13 protein-coding genes are annotated in these 16,344 nt (G+C 32.7%); 7 read left to right on the top strand and 6 right to left on the bottom strand.

Features of this window, described 5'->3' with window-relative positions; genetic code table 11:
- Nucleotides 1-162: 162 nt before the first annotated feature.
- The 7 genes from FG167_RS13035 (at nucleotide 163) to FG167_RS13005 (ending at nucleotide 6,098) form a co-directional block, all read left to right on the top strand.
- Entirely contained in the window at nucleotides 163-906 is a 744-nt protein-coding gene (locus tag FG167_RS13035) for a hypothetical protein (protein WP_203458676.1), read from the top strand.
- Nucleotides 907-1,332: 426 nt separating this feature from the next.
- Nucleotides 1,333-2,712: a hypothetical protein gene (locus tag FG167_RS13030; RefSeq protein ID WP_203458675.1), complete on the top strand. Its 1,380-nt coding sequence runs from the start codon at nucleotides 1,333-1,335 to the stop codon at nucleotides 2,710-2,712.
- Between the two features lie 95 nt (nucleotides 2,713-2,807).
- Nucleotides 2,808-3,974, top strand: coding sequence for a hypothetical protein (locus tag FG167_RS13025; protein WP_203458674.1), 1,167 nt, complete (start codon nucleotides 2,808-2,810; stop codon nucleotides 3,972-3,974).
- A 172-nt stretch (nucleotides 3,975-4,146) separates the two neighbouring features.
- Complete coding sequence (locus FG167_RS13020) at nucleotides 4,147-5,436, top strand: DEAD/DEAH box helicase (protein WP_203458673.1); 1,290 nt, start codon at nucleotides 4,147-4,149, stop codon at nucleotides 5,434-5,436.
- Nucleotides 5,437-5,451: 15 nt separating this feature from the next.
- Complete coding sequence (locus FG167_RS13015; RefSeq protein WP_203458672.1) at nucleotides 5,452-5,661, top strand: DUF6500 family protein; 210 nt, start codon at nucleotides 5,452-5,454, stop codon at nucleotides 5,659-5,661.
- 39 nt (nucleotides 5,662-5,700) lie between these two features.
- Complete coding sequence (locus FG167_RS13010) at nucleotides 5,701-5,859, top strand: hypothetical protein (protein WP_161804640.1); 159 nt, start codon at nucleotides 5,701-5,703, stop codon at nucleotides 5,857-5,859.
- Nucleotides 5,860-5,870: 11 nt separating this feature from the next.
- A complete protein-coding gene (locus FG167_RS13005) occupies nucleotides 5,871-6,098 on the top strand; it encodes a VF530 family DNA-binding protein (RefSeq protein ID WP_203458671.1) in 228 nt (75 codons plus the stop codon).
- A gap of 548 nt (nucleotides 6,099-6,646) precedes the next feature.
- On the opposite strand, the gene FG167_RS13000 is transcribed toward FG167_RS13005, so the two are convergent.
- The 6 genes from FG167_RS13000 to FG167_RS12975 all read right to left on the bottom strand — a co-directional run bounded on the left by FG167_RS13000 (nucleotide 6,647) and on the right by FG167_RS12975 (nucleotide 16,300).
- On the bottom strand, nucleotides 6,647-8,359 hold the full coding sequence (locus FG167_RS13000) for an NAD(P)/FAD-dependent oxidoreductase (protein WP_203458670.1): 1,713 nt from the start codon (nucleotides 8,357-8,359) through the stop codon (nucleotides 6,647-6,649).
- A gap of 32 nt (nucleotides 8,360-8,391) precedes the next feature.
- Nucleotides 8,392-8,760: a methylglyoxal synthase gene (locus tag FG167_RS12995; protein ID WP_203458669.1), complete on the bottom strand. Its 369-nt coding sequence runs from the start codon at nucleotides 8,758-8,760 to the stop codon at nucleotides 8,392-8,394.
- Nucleotides 8,760-9,623, bottom strand: coding sequence for an N-acetylglucosamine kinase (locus FG167_RS12990; protein WP_203458668.1), 864 nt, complete (start codon nucleotides 9,621-9,623; stop codon nucleotides 8,760-8,762). Before FG167_RS12990 ends, FG167_RS12995 begins: the two co-directional genes overlap by 1 nt.
- Before the next feature lie 62 nt (nucleotides 9,624-9,685).
- On the bottom strand, nucleotides 9,686-10,687 hold the full coding sequence (gene gap, locus FG167_RS12985; protein ID WP_203458667.1) for a type I glyceraldehyde-3-phosphate dehydrogenase: 1,002 nt from the start codon (nucleotides 10,685-10,687) through the stop codon (nucleotides 9,686-9,688).
- Nucleotides 10,688-10,747: 60 nt separating this feature from the next.
- Nucleotides 10,748-11,734: a 6-phosphofructokinase gene (gene pfkA / locus FG167_RS12980; protein ID WP_203458666.1), complete on the bottom strand. Its 987-nt coding sequence runs from the start codon at nucleotides 11,732-11,734 to the stop codon at nucleotides 10,748-10,750.
- Nucleotides 11,735-11,896: 162 nt separating this feature from the next.
- Nucleotides 11,897-16,300, bottom strand: a complete 4,404-nt coding sequence (locus FG167_RS12975) for a translocation/assembly module TamB domain-containing protein (RefSeq protein ID WP_239004391.1) — start codon at nucleotides 16,298-16,300, stop codon at nucleotides 11,897-11,899.
- Nucleotides 16,301-16,344 lie beyond the last annotated feature (44 nt).

Below are 16,344 nucleotides of genomic sequence, written 5' to 3'. Positions count from 1 at the left end.
GGTTGGTTTGCATAAAAATATAAAAAAGAAACCAATAAAATAACACACCTAAAAACCTAACAATTAGACGTATACAATTTTGGCACGACAATTGAAACTTACAAAACAAATAGCGTAGGCCGAAAAGCTAAATGAGTAGGCATAATCTAATACCTGAATACTATGAAAAAATTAGTACTATTATTTACAGGAGTGTTAATGACATTAACATCTGTAACAGCAGCAGAAAAAATTACTGCAACACAAAAACAAGGTGAAGATTTAAATATTTCACGCTACAGTTTTGCACAACCAATTCAGTTTGTAGAACGTGGAGTGGAGTTCTTAATCTTTCCTGATGGAAGTTTTGATTTTAATACAAATCTAGACTACACAAATGGAGATTCTTATTATAGAACTACAAATTCACGTACTAGAACTCCTATAACAAGTACACGTACAAGAAGTGTAAATAGCACTTTTGGAGCTCCTGGAACTCGAGTAACCTATTCACAATCTAACATCCCAAGAGGTGGCGTTATTGTAACACACGATAGAGATGGAAAAGTTAGAAGAATTGGAAATGTATTTGTTAACTATTACAGAGAAGGACAAGTAAAACGATTAGGTTCTGTATATATTAACTATAACAGATACGGAATGTTAGATCAAGTTGGCGGTTTACATATACGTTATGATAGAAGTGGATATGTAATTGGTATGAATGGTCATGTTAATTATAGCAATCAAGGTTGTGGTATTTGTGGAATGAGCTCTTGCTCTATAAATCATTTTGATAACCATAATGATTGGGATAACGATCACAACGACTATAATAACGATGATTTTTACTACTATAAAAAAGATGGTAAAACCGTTAAGCAACAAAAGCTTAAAACCAGTACAAGAGTAAGAGATATTAAATAACCGTTATATAATTACAATAAGAACCTCACGAGACAGTTACCCAAAGCGACTTCGTGAGGTTTTTATATTATTATCATCTTTGGATTCTAACGATGTAAAAATTCACAAAAAAAATCTTTTATTATAGTTAGATATTTGCAATCAAATATAAAGAGTACTTTCCATAGTCTTCACTTAAAAAAATCATATCTACTATCGCAATCACAGATATAGAAATTTAAGATAAAAGAAGTAATAGGATCTATTGAAATCCTTTTTTATGTAAAAAAAAACTTGACAAATTTTATTTACGTAATTCTACCGACATTTCAATTTGCGTATTTCCACCTATAATTCGATTGGTGTATTACTGTAATTTAGTAAAACTATTAATCTGTAAATCAAATAGTTATAAGCTTATTGATTTACACATAAATCTTTTAAATTATGGCAGTAGATCAAGAAAAAATGCTACAAACTTTGTACGATTCACTCTTTGGAGTGTTTACAGGTACACCTCCTGGAGGAGAAGCTGGAAGCGAGGCGGAAAAAACCGTTCTTATGTTGAACTGGCCTGGTCAAGCAATTGACATGGCTACATTTGCGAACCCATGGAGTCCTGCAAACCCATCAGGAAGCCAAGAAGCTCTAGAAACTTTTAGTGCTCTTGTAGATCCAATTCCTTTAATTAATGTAGGGTATTCTTCAAGTGGAAAGAAAGTCTCTGAAGTTCAGGAATTGGTGGTTAATGCAACGGTTGTTCCTCCTAAACCATCAGAGGAAGCAAAAAAAGCGTATAAAAAGGCTAAGGCTTACCTCACAGCAATGGTAGATGGATACGACGATAACACAGGGGCAGCAATTAAAACGGAAGGAGATTCGCCAGTTTACGCTAACTATAAACGTAAAAAAGATGCGTATCTGTCGGCTTCTACAAGCTTCCTAAACCAATATCTACTCTTAGATATGAGTAAACCAGAAGACCAGCGTAAATGGTCTATTCTTGGACCAAATCTTCAAGAGAAAGTAGATACAGCAATGAATGATTGGATTGCAGCTCAGAAGACAAAAACGGAAGATAATCTAGCCACCTTGTCACAAAGTTCTTCCAATCAGGTTGGACAATTATTTGAAGATGCGAAAAATAACTTTTATACAATTCAGAGATCCAGTGTGAAAACTGCTGGGGATAAATTTCATCCTAGTTACGCACGTCCTGCAGCATGGTTTGCACCAGCGGCAGCGAATACTTGGACGGACATGGCAGTTAGCTCTGAAGAAACAAAAATTCAAGAGCATTCTGATTTCAAGAAATATGGTGGAGGCGCTTCGGCATCTTGGGGATTATGGTCTGGAAGTGCTAGTTTTAGCAAAGAAGAAGGCCACGAAAGTATGGACAAAGAAACCTCGGATTTAAAAATTTCATTTAAATACACTCGTGTAGAAATTGATCGTCCTTGGATGAATCAATTACTATATGATGTTGGTGGTTGGAATATTAAACAAGCCGGACCTAAAGGTAGTATTTCCAACGGAACAAAGGATCAAAAAGGAAAGATGATGCCAATATTACCAACTGCATTCATTGCTGTTCGTGATTTACAAATCACTGCAAAGTGGGGAAAAGAAGATTATGATCTTATTACAAGCAAACTAGAGACTAAAGCTTCTTTTGGTTGGGGCCCATTCCGTATTAGCGGTAATTATGAAAGCTCAAGTCGTGATATGACAAACACAACAAAATTTGACGGAACCACCATTAAAAGTGATGGTCTTCAAATAATTGGTTGGATTAATACCGTTTTACATGAGAGTCCACCGGAATAAATTCGGAATAATAAAATGATCAGCAGAGTCTGGCTGTTAAAAAACGGCCAGGCTTTTTTATATAAAATAAAGACTATCCATAAAATACAAATAAAATGAATTTAATAACTGCAATCCAAAATACGATATTCGACACAGTTCTTGCTGCTTATGCAGACACATCTGGTGATCCATCCTCCTCTCCATATCAGAATGAAGAAATTGTAATGGGGAGATTATGGCCTTGTCAAATAATCGATGAAAACCAATACGGTAATGCATGGTCACCTACAAATCCTAACGGAGTAATGGCAGCGACCGAAAACCTTTCTATTCTAGTGGATCCCATTCCTAATATTAGTAATTCGTATAGTAAATCTGGACGTAACGTGGAGACTATGTATGCATTCATGTTAAATGGTGCAGATGCTGATTTGTCATCCTCAGGTACTAGAAGTGCGCAAACCAGTTCAAAAAGTACCAATGAAAAAGTAGCTCTTTTACAAAATGTTAGATCTGAATTGGAAGAACGAAAAGAAGTTGTAGTTTCTCTTCCCGATAATTCAAAGATAAAAACCTTACGAATGACTCCCGAATCTATAAAAAAGAAAAACCTAGAAATTGCTCACAGTAATGCAGCAGCAGCAGCTCTTGCCTTTCGTTTGGCAAATAAAAAAGCACAAGTTAATACACGTTCTAAAAAAACAGAAAATACAGAGGACCCCATTTCACAATTGGATAAGGCTAAACGCAAAGCGTGGAAAGAATTAAAAAAAGTAGATGTCCTTACTACCCCTAGTAATCCAAATTTACAAACAACGAGTTCTGTAGAAAATTCATTTCATGAGGCAAATTTAATCTTTACACGATCTACACTAGCAAGTGTTAGCAATCCTGGTATCTCCTATCACCCATCGTATACCAGTCCAGAAAACTGGGTAGATCCTACCGCAAAAATAAACTGGCCATTATTAACTATTCCTGTGGCAGATACTAATCCACCAGTGCGTCTTACCATTACATTTTCACGTATTGATATAACACGTCCATGGCTTGTATCTTCACTCTTCGAGTTGGATGGTTGGAAAACCCCTCAAGGAGCAGGATCTTTATCAAATGGAAAACTCACGAACAATAATGGAAACTTCTCATTGATTCCGCAATCTATGATTGTAGCAAGAGACATTGTGGCTAGCACACCTACAGAAACCGTTTTTCGGGCAACAGGGCTTCAGGTTCTTGCATATATAAGTAAACTAGTTCCCTTTTCACCTCCTTTGTAAGAAGGTATTTAAGCCTATAAATATTACAAAAACTACTAGTTTTTCAGATATATTCAAATATGAAAGCAATAAATATTGGTTTCAAAAAAAAAGAAAATCACAAATAAATTAAATGTACCTTTGCACTACATTAGAATGACTTATTAAATCTGTCATTCACCAAATTTATTATATGTCATTTAAATCTTTAGGCTTATCAGAAGCCTTATTGAAAGCAATCCAGAAAAAAGGATATACTACTCCAAGTCCAATTCAACAAAAAGCAATTCCTCCAATTTTATTAGGAGCAGATGTTTTAGCTTCGGCACAAACAGGAACAGGTAAAACCGCAGGTTTCACATTACCGCTATTACATTTACTTTCAGAAAATCCGAAAGAAAAATACAGACCAATTCGTGCTTTAATATTAACTCCAACTCGTGAGTTAGCTGCACAAGTGTATGCTAACGTTAAAGAATACAGTGAATTTACAAATATTAGATCTGCTGTAATTTTTGGTGGAGTAAACCAAAAACCACAAGCAGCAACCATTCGTCAAGGTGTCGATGTTTTAGTCGCAACTCCTGGTCGTTTATTAGATTTAGAAAGCCAAGGCTTATTATCTTTAAAGCGTGTAGAAATATTTGTTTTAGACGAAGCAGATAGAATGCTGGACATGGGATTCTTAAGAGATATTGAACGTGTTATGAAGTTAATGCCTGCTAAAAGGCAGAATTTAATGTTTTCGGCTACCTTTAGTAAAGACATTAAAAAACTTGCAAATGGTATCTTAAACCAACCTGTTCAAGTAGAAGCTACACCAGAAAACACAACCGTAGATGCTATTAACCAAAAAGTATATCGTGTTGCTAAAGCAAAAAAAGCTGCTTTATTATTACAACTAATTATTGATGGTCAATGGGATCAAGTTTTAGTATTTACACGTACCAAACATGGTGCTAATAATTTAACTAAAAAATTATTAGGAGCAAATATTCCTGCCGCTGCCATTCATGGAAATAAAAGTCAGGGAGCAAGAACAAAAGCATTAGCTGGTTTTAAAAGCGGAAAAATAAATGTACTTGTTGCTACAGATATTGCTGCCAGAGGATTAGATATCCCATTATTACCACATGTTGTTAATTACGAGATACCAAATATCTCTGAAGATTACGTACATAGAATTGGTAGAACAGGTCGTGCTGGAGCAAAAGGAGAAGCTTTATCTTTAGTTTGTACGGAAGAACTAGGTTATTTAAATGACATTCAAAAGTTAGTAGGAATGAAAATTCCATCGGAAACTTTAGAAGGTTTTGAACCAGATCCTAACGAACCAAAAGAGCCAGCAAAACAAGGACAAGGAAGAGGGAGAAACTCTGGAGGTGGAAATTCGAATTCTAGAAGTAAAGGAAAAGCTTCCTCTAACAAATCTAGCAATAATTCTAACAGAAATAAAAGCGGAAACTCAAGACGTAGCCGTTAAACAAAAGCAAATAAAGTGACTCAAGCTTTAAAGGAAAAAATAATTAAAGTCTGTAATCAAAAAATACAGCAAAAAGGTGATAATGTAGGATTGTCTTTTTATGCATTCTTTGCAAATAAAAATGACAATCCTGAATTACTAATGGAAGCTGCTACTTGGTGGATAATGACACATAAGTTAGATCATTTTGAAAAAGCAGTTAAGATTAAAGCTTTAGTGGAATAGTTACTTTTTGTTTCGTAACGCTTTCAAAGAAAAAAAACTATGAATAAAACAAGAATTATAGGATTAGTACTATTAGTTATCGGAATTATAATTCAGTTCACTTTAGAAAACGATGCTACTGATTTTATTTCTGGAGTGTTAATTGGTATTGGAATTGGATTAGTGATTACAGGAAAAGTTAGCAAACCAGCCTTATAACCGAATTCATTATGAGTACACAACCCAACAACCCCTTACATGGTGTTAAACTAGAGCAAATCATAAATGAATTGGTTGCGCATTATGGTTGGGAATATTTAGGGTATACCATAAAAATTAGATGTTTTACGGATGATCCTTCGGTAAAATCTAGTTTAAAGTTTTTAAGACGTACGCCTTGGGCTAGAACCAAAGTGGAGAATTTGTATTTAAAAATGTTGAGTAAAAGGAGAAAATAAAAGTTTTAACTCCTATTCAAATAAGCAAACTACATTCTTACAATAATTATAGTTAACACTTGTTCCTCTCTTTAGTTAAAAAGAAGTGGTTCCGTTTTTACGGAATCGGAGAGTTTTACCTAAAATCCGAAGCTATTTTAAAAACATATTTATTTATAGTAAAAAAAGATTTAATCTAATTAAAAAATCGTTTCTCTCTTTTTTGTCAAACCTTCCGAATTTTGCTTACACAAAATCCACCTTCCTTTAGCTAAAGGAAGGAACTATTACGAGAGTAATTTTAACTCCGTTATCTGTCCATTTCAAAAAAAACAATTAAATGCATTCTCTCTTAAAACAAGATGAAAGTCAAATTTTTACAATAATTATAGTTAACACTTGTTCCTCTCTTTAGTTAAAGAGAGGTGGTTCCGTTTTTACGGAATCGGAGAGTTTGACTTAAAATGCGAAGCTATTTTATACTATATAAACTCCTCTTTCTTTCTATTAAAAAAAATAAAATTCATTCTCCTCTTAAAATAAGAGGAGAGCCATTTGTTAGCAAAAGTCTATTTATCTGCATTTGCAAACACATCATTTTTAGCTAAACGCAATTTCTTAACTTCTATTTTTTTAAGCATCCAATCTGGATAATTAGAAGCATCTTCTGCTTCAAAAATTCGAAGTTCTTGTGTGTTGTCTTCTTTTAATAAATCGTCTTGCATGCAACCTAAAATAGTCGCCGCCGTTTGCACCCCAGAATAACCAGCTCCGGTTACGCCATGTGCTGCAATAGATGCGCCACACATGTATAAGTTTTCAATTTCTGTTTTTGGCTTATAAGAGAAAGGTCCAATATGACGTAAGCTTTTTTCGGTTCCATAAACACTTCCTTCCGTAGAATTTATATAAAACTCATTGGTCATTGGTGTTCCTAAATCTTTATGTACAATTTTTGCTGTTATACCAGGAATTACTTTTTCTAAAGTCACTAAAAACTTTTCCATAATTTGTTCCTTAAAAGCTAAATATTCTGGGGAACGTTCTACCTCTTCCTCTTTAAATTTTTCGAAGGCATCATAATGAATATAGGTTATCGCTTCCAGCGTATGGTAACGACCATCAAAACTTATTGGATCTTTTAACGATGTACAGCTAATAAACATTCCGGAAAACTCTTCGCCTTCTAAAATATCTTTTTTCTGCATATCGGCATAAGAATCATCCATATCTTGGTTTGGTATTCTCCAAATATTTCCAGAATCTAATCCTACTTTTTTCACATCCATATCGACCGTTAAAAACAGCATTAATGAAGTACAAGAATAAGTGGTCTTGTTTAATTTATTTAAAATCTTTTTACTTAAATGTTCTTTTCCTATAAGGTCAAAATAGGTAATTGCAGGATCTGCATTCGATATTATACGGTTTGCAAAAATCTTTTCACCAGAAGCTAACTCTACTCCTACAGCCTTTTTATCTTTGTTACCTTCTACTAAAATACGTTTTACAGAAGTGCTTGTTTTTACTTTTCCGTCATGGCTTTTTATTTTATTGGTCATTGCTTTTACCAAAGCTCCTCCTCCACCCATTGGGTAAAATCCGCCTTCGGCATAATGACACATAATAGCAGCATGCATAATAAAACTCGCCTTTCCAGGAGGTAATCCATGGTTTCCAAACTGAATGTTTAAAATATTTTGAAGTAAAGGATCTTTAACATGCCAATTGATAACACGTTTTAATGTAAAAGGAGAATATTTCCCCATGTGTTTGGTACGAAACGGAATAGTTAACTGTTGCCATAAACCTTTAACCTTAGGAATTAGCTGTAGCTGTCTACCCACATTTCGAATCAATTTTAAGTATTTTATGATTCCTTTTTTTTCGTGTGGAAAACGGGCAATTAAATCTTGTTCAAATTCATCCCAATTTGCAGAATAGTGGAATCGCTCTTCGCCAATCCAACAATGATCAAACCCTTTCGGATTCATTCTATAAAAGCCAATATCATTAGCAATACCTAATCCGGAATATAATTGATTGGAAGATTCGCCAGGACTCATTAAACCTACATAATGTACTCCAGGAGTAAAACGGTAACCGTTTAAATAAAAACTATGACACCAACCACCAGGAACATCATGCTGTTCAAGAACTAAAACTTTTTGTCCTGCTCGAGCCAAACATATAGCAGAAGTTAAGCCTCCAACTCCGGAGCCTATTATTATAGTATCGTATTTATTTGTGGTGTTTTTATCTTGGTAAGAATCGTCTTTCATGTGTTACAAGATAATTCTAATTTTTAAAATTCTTACAACATAATTCCTTTTATTAATAATTCAGCAGTTCTAGGATTGGTTGCTAAAGGAACATCATGAACATCACATAAACGCATTAACATAAGCACATCTGGTTCATGTGGATGTTTTTCTAGCGGATCTCTAAAAAACAAAACCATATCACATTTTCCTTCTGCGACTCTAGCTGCAATTTGTGCATCACCTCCAAGTGGTCCTGAGAGTAATCTAGTAACTTCAAACCCTGCTTTTTTCACTTTTTTTCCTGTAGTACCTGTAGAAATTAGGGAAATTTGTTTTTGCAGCAAAACATCTTTATGTTCGTTTAAAAACTGAACCATTTCTGCTTTTTTTCCGTCATGTGCAATGATTGCGATTTCCATTAACTTAAATTATTTGTGTGATATTTTAATAAACCTTCAATAGGTCTTCTTTCAAAATTACCAACCGTAAAACCTAATTCTTTTGCTACCTCTTTTATTTCGTCTTGTGAGAAAAAAGCAATAGATCCAGCAAAATGGACAGGTACATTTGGTAATACATCTGTAAACTGAAAGATCATATTTCTTGTAAATAATCGAATTCCTGATTTAATCAAATCTGTTACATATTTAGATTCTTTGTTTAAGAACATAAACTCTGCAAATGCGGCTAAATATGCATTAGGATTGGGTTGCTTGTATAGGTTATATTTTATGTAATCGGACTCTAAATTATACTTACTAGAAAAAGCTACTTTTAAATCTTCTGGCATATGATTAAAATAATAATCCCTAATTAATTGCTTACCATAGTAGTTACCAGAAGCATCATCCATAAGTGTATACCCTAAAGAATTAACACGTTGCTCTAATTGTTTTCCATCAAAATAACTACAGTTAGATCCTGTACCTAAAATACAAACTACAGCAGCTTCGTCTTTATGATTTAAAGTCGCACGAACAGCAGCCATGGTATCTTCTTGTACATCTACAACTGCATTTTTAAAAACAGATTCTAGAATACCTTTTAATAGCATTTTGGGTTTTTCGGTACCACAACCTGCTCCATAAAAATATATATTGGTGACATCTTTCTTATGTTGCATAAGCACATCACTACTTTTTATGGTTTTTTTAAGTTTCTTTTCTGAAAGAATGGCAGGATTTAATCCTTTGGTTCTTACTTTTTCAAAACATTGTTTTCCATTATCGTCTACTGCAATCCAATCGCATTTTGTAGAACCACTATCAACTATTAATATCATAAGCTAAAAGTAAAAAAAAAGCTGCTCATAATCTATGAGCAGCTGTAAAATATTTTAATTAATTATAGTGAATTAACGTGTAATGCTAAATCTACTAATTTGTTAGAGTAACCAAACTCGTTATCATACCAAGAAATTAATTTAAAGAATCCTGGGTTTAATTCGATAGAAGCTTCCGAATCAAAAATACTAGTTCTGTCATCGCTTACAAAATCTTGAGATACTACCATTTCGTCCGTATATCCTAAAACACCATTCATTTCTCCTTCCGAAGCTTTTTTCATTGCTGCTTTAATTTCTGCTAAAGAAGTATCCTTTTTTGTTTTCACTGTTAAATCTACAACAGATACATCTACAGTTGGTACTCTAAAAGCCATCCCTGTAATTTTTCCGTCTAATTCTGGAATTACTTTTCCTACTGCTTTTGCTGCTCCTGTAGAAGTTGGAATGATATTATTCATTGCAGAACGACCTAATCTATAGTTCTTTCTAGATGGTGCATCTACAGTAAATTGTGTTGAAGTTACTGCGTGAATGGTTGTCATTAAAGCTTCTTCAATACCAAAGTTATCTTCAATTACTTTAGCAATTGGTGCTAAACAGTTAGTAGTACAAGATGCGTTAGATACAATAGTATCTGTAGCTTTTGCTGTTTTGTGGTTCACTCCCATTACAAACATTGGAGCATCCTTACTTGGTGCAGAGATAACTACTTTTTTAGCACCTGCTTGAATATGGTAATCTGCTGTTTCTAAAGTTGTAAAAATACCAGTACAATCTGCTACTACATCTGCTCCTACAGCATCCCATTTTAAATTTTTAGGATCTCTTTCTGCAGTAACACGAATTGTTTTTCCGTCTACAACAAGGTTTCCGTCTTTTACTTCAATAGTACCATCAAATTTTCCATGAACTGAATCATACTCTAATAAGTAAGCTAAATGATCAACGTCTAGTAAATCGTTTATTGCTACTACTTCTACATTTGCTCTTTTTACAGTTGCACGAAAAACGATTCTTCCTATTCTACCAAATCCGTTAATTCCTAATTTTAATGTTGACATAATTTATTTAATGATATTATGTGGTCTTTTAATAGACACACGTTTAATTGATATTTAATTTTATATTGACATGATGTCGGAAACTCTAAGGAGTTCCATATTAATTTTTGATTTTCCTTTTACTGCTTGATCAAATGGCGTTACATCTATTATATCGTTTTTAAGTCCAACCATATAATTACTATGTCCGTCTAATAAACTTTCTACAGCTTTTACTCCCATTCTACTTGCTAAAACTCTATCGAAACAAGAAGGTGCTCCTCCACGTTGCATGTGGCCTAAAACGGAAACTCGAACTTCATATTCTGTCATGTTTTCTTCAACGTAATCTTTAAGTTCGAAAACACTCTTTCCTATTTTATCACCTTCAGCAACCACAACGATACTGGAAGATTTTCCAGATTTTTTACTTCGTCTTAAAGACTCTAAAAGTCTATCTAAGCCTAAGTCTTCTTCCGGAATTAAAATTTCTTCCGCTCCAGCGCCAACACCTACGTTTAAAGCAATATGACCAACATCGCGACCCATTACTTCGACAAAGAATAAACGGTTATGCGAACTAGCAGTATCTCTAATTTTATCGATTACTTCTACAACGGTATTAAGTGCAGTATCGTAACCTAAAGTATGTGTTGTACCAAAAATATCATTATCGATCGTTCCTGGAATCCCCATAACTGGGAAATTATATTCTTGATTAAAGATCATTGCTCCAGTAAAACTACCATCTCCACCAATGACAACAAACGCATCAATACCAGCTTTTTCTAATTGCTGATGTGCTTTTGCTCTACCTTCTTTGGTTCTAAACTCTTTAGATCGTGCAGATTTTAAAATAGTACCTCCTTTATTAATAATGCCTTTTACACTACGTGCATTCATTTTAATAAAATCACCTTCTATCATACCTTCATATCCTCTATAAATACCAAAGCATTCTATATTATGATATGCACATGCTCTAACTACAGATCGAATTGCAGCATTCATTCCTGGAGAATCTCCTCCAGAAGTCATAACACCAATTTTTTTTATGGTTTTTGCCATTACTTTCATCTATTATTTAGTAAAGTTAGTAAAGTTAGTAAAGACATTTAACAAAAAAGGAAGGTTTCCTTATAATTTAACATAATCTTGAAACTATAACGTTTTAGTTGATAAATTAAATGTGAAGTATTTAGTTTTTAGAGCTTAAAACTATTAAAAAAGTTAATTTAGAGTGTCCTTTTTCCTTTTGAAACCAACATAATCTGGTAATGCATTTGCTTCTTTTTCTTTGACCTCTTTTTCCTCTAATTCTTTGGCAATTTTCTTTTTTCCTTTGAAGATAATTTGAATAAGTTCTTTAAAAGTATCAAAATCTACATTATATGCAATACCAAGACCTTGTGTGTATCCTATTTCTTCACCAAAGTTTCGAATACTATTTTCTCTATTAAAAACATTTGCCGTAAAGGTACCTTCTTCGTTTAAAAGAAAATCTATTTGTACGTCTCCTGCTACTGCAGTTTGACTAATACCACCAATTGGCACACCAACTTTACCATTTATACGAACACGATCGCTAATATTAGTTTGTAGTGTTACTCCTAGCCTATCGTCTGACTGATAATCTGGTGTGTTTTCACCCAATTCGACATTTAATCCTACTTGCAGTTTATTATCGCCATCAGAAAGTAAACCGTTTATAATTCCGTTTATTCTTTCTTCAATAGTACCATTAACATTAAGCTCACTCAAACTACTAGAGAAAGAACCTGTAGCTAATAAATAGATTGCTTGATTACTTCTATCGTCTTTAGATTCTAATCTATAATCTAACTCCGATCTTACCGTAGAACTTAAATTAGGAAATTCAAAATTATAATCTGGTTCTGGTTTTTCTAATTCACCCGTTAATGAAATATTTAAATTAACAGGAATACGTCTATTAATTGGAGAGTCTAATAAAGGGGAAGGATTAGCTTGTGTTTTATACACTGCGTCAATATCTATTCTTGCTTTTAGAGGAGAACCATCCCAAGCAAGCGTACCACCAGGAACTACGGTAAAATCTTTTTGAATGATTCCTCCATATCTAAATTTATAGGTTCCTTCAAAGACGGAAAAATCGCCATACATATTAAATTTACCGTTGGTATTAATTTCTACTAGCAAACCACCTTCTCCACGACCTCTAATGGTACTTCCGCTTTCTTTGTCCATTACAATTTCAATTTCTGCATCTTGGGTTACATCTAAATCGAAATCCAATTCTAATCCTGAAATATCTTCGGTTGTTATATCTATTCCTTCTAGTTTTGCTTGTTTTTCTTCCGGACTTAAAAAATGAATATGTGAGTTATCTCCAAAAGATTCGTTATCTGTTAATGGAATAACAAACATAGTCCCCTTCTTGGTGGCACCAATTACATTTATTCTTAGTTGGTTTGCTGGACCAGTAATACTTGCGCTACCACCTACAAATCCAGTTCCGTAATATAATCGGTCTTCATCTTCTGTTGTATTTAAAACTAAAAGTCTATCTGTTTCTAGATTTAAATTCATGCTCCAATCGCCAAAATTTACATGACTTAATCTTCCGTCTAATACTGCTTTGGTATTATACACCGTATCTGTAATATCTATTTTATTAAATCTAAAAGATTGATTGTTTAAAGTAACCGAAGATTTATCGGCAAAGCTATAATCTACATTTAGCTCTGGAATACCTAACCCTCCTTTATTTAGCTCTAATTGACCATCTATACTTGGTTTTTTCAAGTTCCCTGTCACTTGCACTTTTCCTGTTGCTAAACCTCTAATATCTCTTAAAACACCTTCTAAAAACGGGTTTAATGGTTGTAAGTTGAAATCTTTTAAAAGAATTGCAACATCAATATTAGATGACTCTGAAGATACATCGATATCTCCTATAGCACTAAACGATTTTTTCTCATCATCTTTAATACTAGCATTTAAAGTATAATTGGTTAAAGATTGATTTCCTTTTATGTTTGCAGCAAAAGAACCTAAATTTAAATCGTTTACTTCTAAATCATCAATAGTTATGGTAGATTCTGGAAGGTAATTTCCGTTTTGTTGTACCACATCTAAGGAACCATTTACTAATCCTTTTAGACTTAAATCATTAATATCTGGCGTTATATTATCTAAAAATACATTCTTAAAATGCAGCTTTAAATCTTTGGTGTTTTTACCATTTATAATTCCAGAAAGTTGAATTTCTTCTTCATTATGGTTCAGAACAAATTGATCTAGATTGAAGTTTTCAAAATTAGGATCGAAAGTTACTTTGTTATAATTATTTTTCTTTTCATTGATGTACCATTTGTTTCCTTTAAAGGTTACATCCGATTTTTTAAAACCAACAATAGACTGGTTTGCTTCGTTTTTAGTATGATAGAAACTTAGGTTGTATAAATCGTTATTTGTTTTTCCTCCTCTAAATTCTGAACGCATAAAAAGCGTATCATTAAGAGTAACATTAATCAGATTAAATTTTGAAATATTATACACATTCGTATGCAAACTATCTACTTCTATATAAGTATTAAATAATGGATTTTTATTATCTACTTGCAACTCGATAGCATTTGCAAAGTAATCTATCCATTCTATTTTAGGAGATTTAAAGGTGAGTTTAAATTCTTTTTCATCGCTTTCTACTCTTCCTTTTACAAAGGTGTTTTTACCTAGTTTTAATTCAGGCAAAAAGACCTCAATAATCTTATTATAAATCTTAAAATTAAAGTCTATATATTGATTTGTAGAAACCTCATAAGGACTATATTTAGTATATAAACTACCAATAGCGTTAATAAATAATTCATCGATATTACCGATAAGAAAAACACCACTCATTTGTCCTTCAATAATATCTGGGGAGTTTACTTTTATATATCTTACCTTATTCTCAAATGTAGATTCTACGGAAAAATCATCAAAGAAATATTCATCATTATCATTTTGATAATAGGTTTTATTAAATTGTATTCTACCAATAACATTATCTAAAGTTGTGCCTTGCATTTTCATATCTACAATACCTTTAAACACCGACATGCTGTCTTTTTTAATAAAGTTTAAAGCTTTTAGATTGGCATAATCTACATTGGCAACAAAATCGAATTTGTTTATTTCTTCCGAAAAATCTGCAAGACCATTAAAATTAAGTTTAAAATTTTTGTCTTGAGAGTCTACTTTTCCGTTAAATACTTTATCCTCTAAATTACCAGAAACATTAATGTGTTGGTATACATAATCGTTGTAGTTTATAGAATAAATATCGCCTTTTACTTGTGTATTTAGGTTTTCTTGTGTGAAACCTTTTCCGTCCACATCTAGATTTAAAGAAGCTTTTTTAAGATTTGGGTCGTTTAAAAAAGTACCAATATCAAAGTCATCGAATATAATATTTCCTTTATACGTTGCATTATCAATGTCGTTAATTTTTTTCATTTCTAGATTAGAAACCACATAGCCTAAATCTGTCTCAATTTTAAGATCTGCTTCTATTTCCGAAGTTGTAATAAAGGTGGTACCGTTAATACTAAAGTTTCCTAGTTTATCAAAAACCGAAGGAATGGCTTCTCCTAAAACATTAGGCAATAATGCTTTTAAAGATTTATAATTAGAGGTAAGATTGGAGAATTTTCCATGCATTGAAAAATTATCATCTGCAGTATTAAACAAGTTTTTAAAGTTTAGATCTCCGTAAATTTTTGTTTTGGAGTTTGTAGTCAGGTTTAAATTATCAACATTTAAATCGTTTAATGTTCCAGAAATTTTTGCATTAAAATTTGCTCGTTGTCCGATACCAAATTCGTCATAAAAAACATTTAATTCATCTAAAGCAACACTAGCATCTGTAAAATTAGCATCTACTAATACTTTGTTTGTAAAGTCTGAAAAATCTTCTCTATTATATGAAAACTTTAAATCTCCTTCTAGTGAAGAGTTTGTTGTTTTAAGTTTTAAATCATTAAGGGTAATATTTTCAAGGGTATACGAAAAATTTGAAGAAAGGTTTTTCATAACCAAACCACGACTATCCTTAAACACAAGTGTATTTATTCTAGTACTTACGTTTGGTCCATTAATTAAAAAATTAGTGGCGTTTATATCAATAGCAGAAAATTCCAAAATTTTTGGAGTTTCTTTATTTTCATCAATAAGTCGAAACGTGCCATCATAAATAGAAATATCACTAGAAGACATTAAAAAAGTGTTTTCACTTTTTCTTGGGTTATCTTCATCAAAACGAGCAACAAAAACATTTAGATTAGACTCCGGTTCTCCTTTATAGGTTTTAATATTAAAAATTAAACCTTCTAAATCGATATCTCCAAAAGCAAGTTTACTATTAATAAGATTATTAAAATTTAAAATGGAAGTATTTAGCTCTACAGCACTTATTAGCGTATCTTTTTTATAATCTCTAATAAGAATTTCTTTAAGCTCCACATCTCCATTAAACTGCAGTCCTACTCTATTAATGTTAATGTTTGTACCATATTCTGTATTTAACCAATTGGTAGCATATTTACCAAGCCTAGTTTGAACAGCAGGAATAGAAAGCACCAACACCAATATGATGAAAAGTAGTAGCAAGACGGCCACTATTTTGGATGCTATTTTTAAAAATTTTTTGATAC

It is taken from the genome of Lacinutrix sp. WUR7 (assembly GCF_016864015.1).
Taxonomy (GTDB): Bacteria; Bacteroidota; Bacteroidia; order Flavobacteriales; family Flavobacteriaceae; genus Oceanihabitans.
This window is presented reverse-complemented; position numbering and strand designations above follow the sequence as displayed.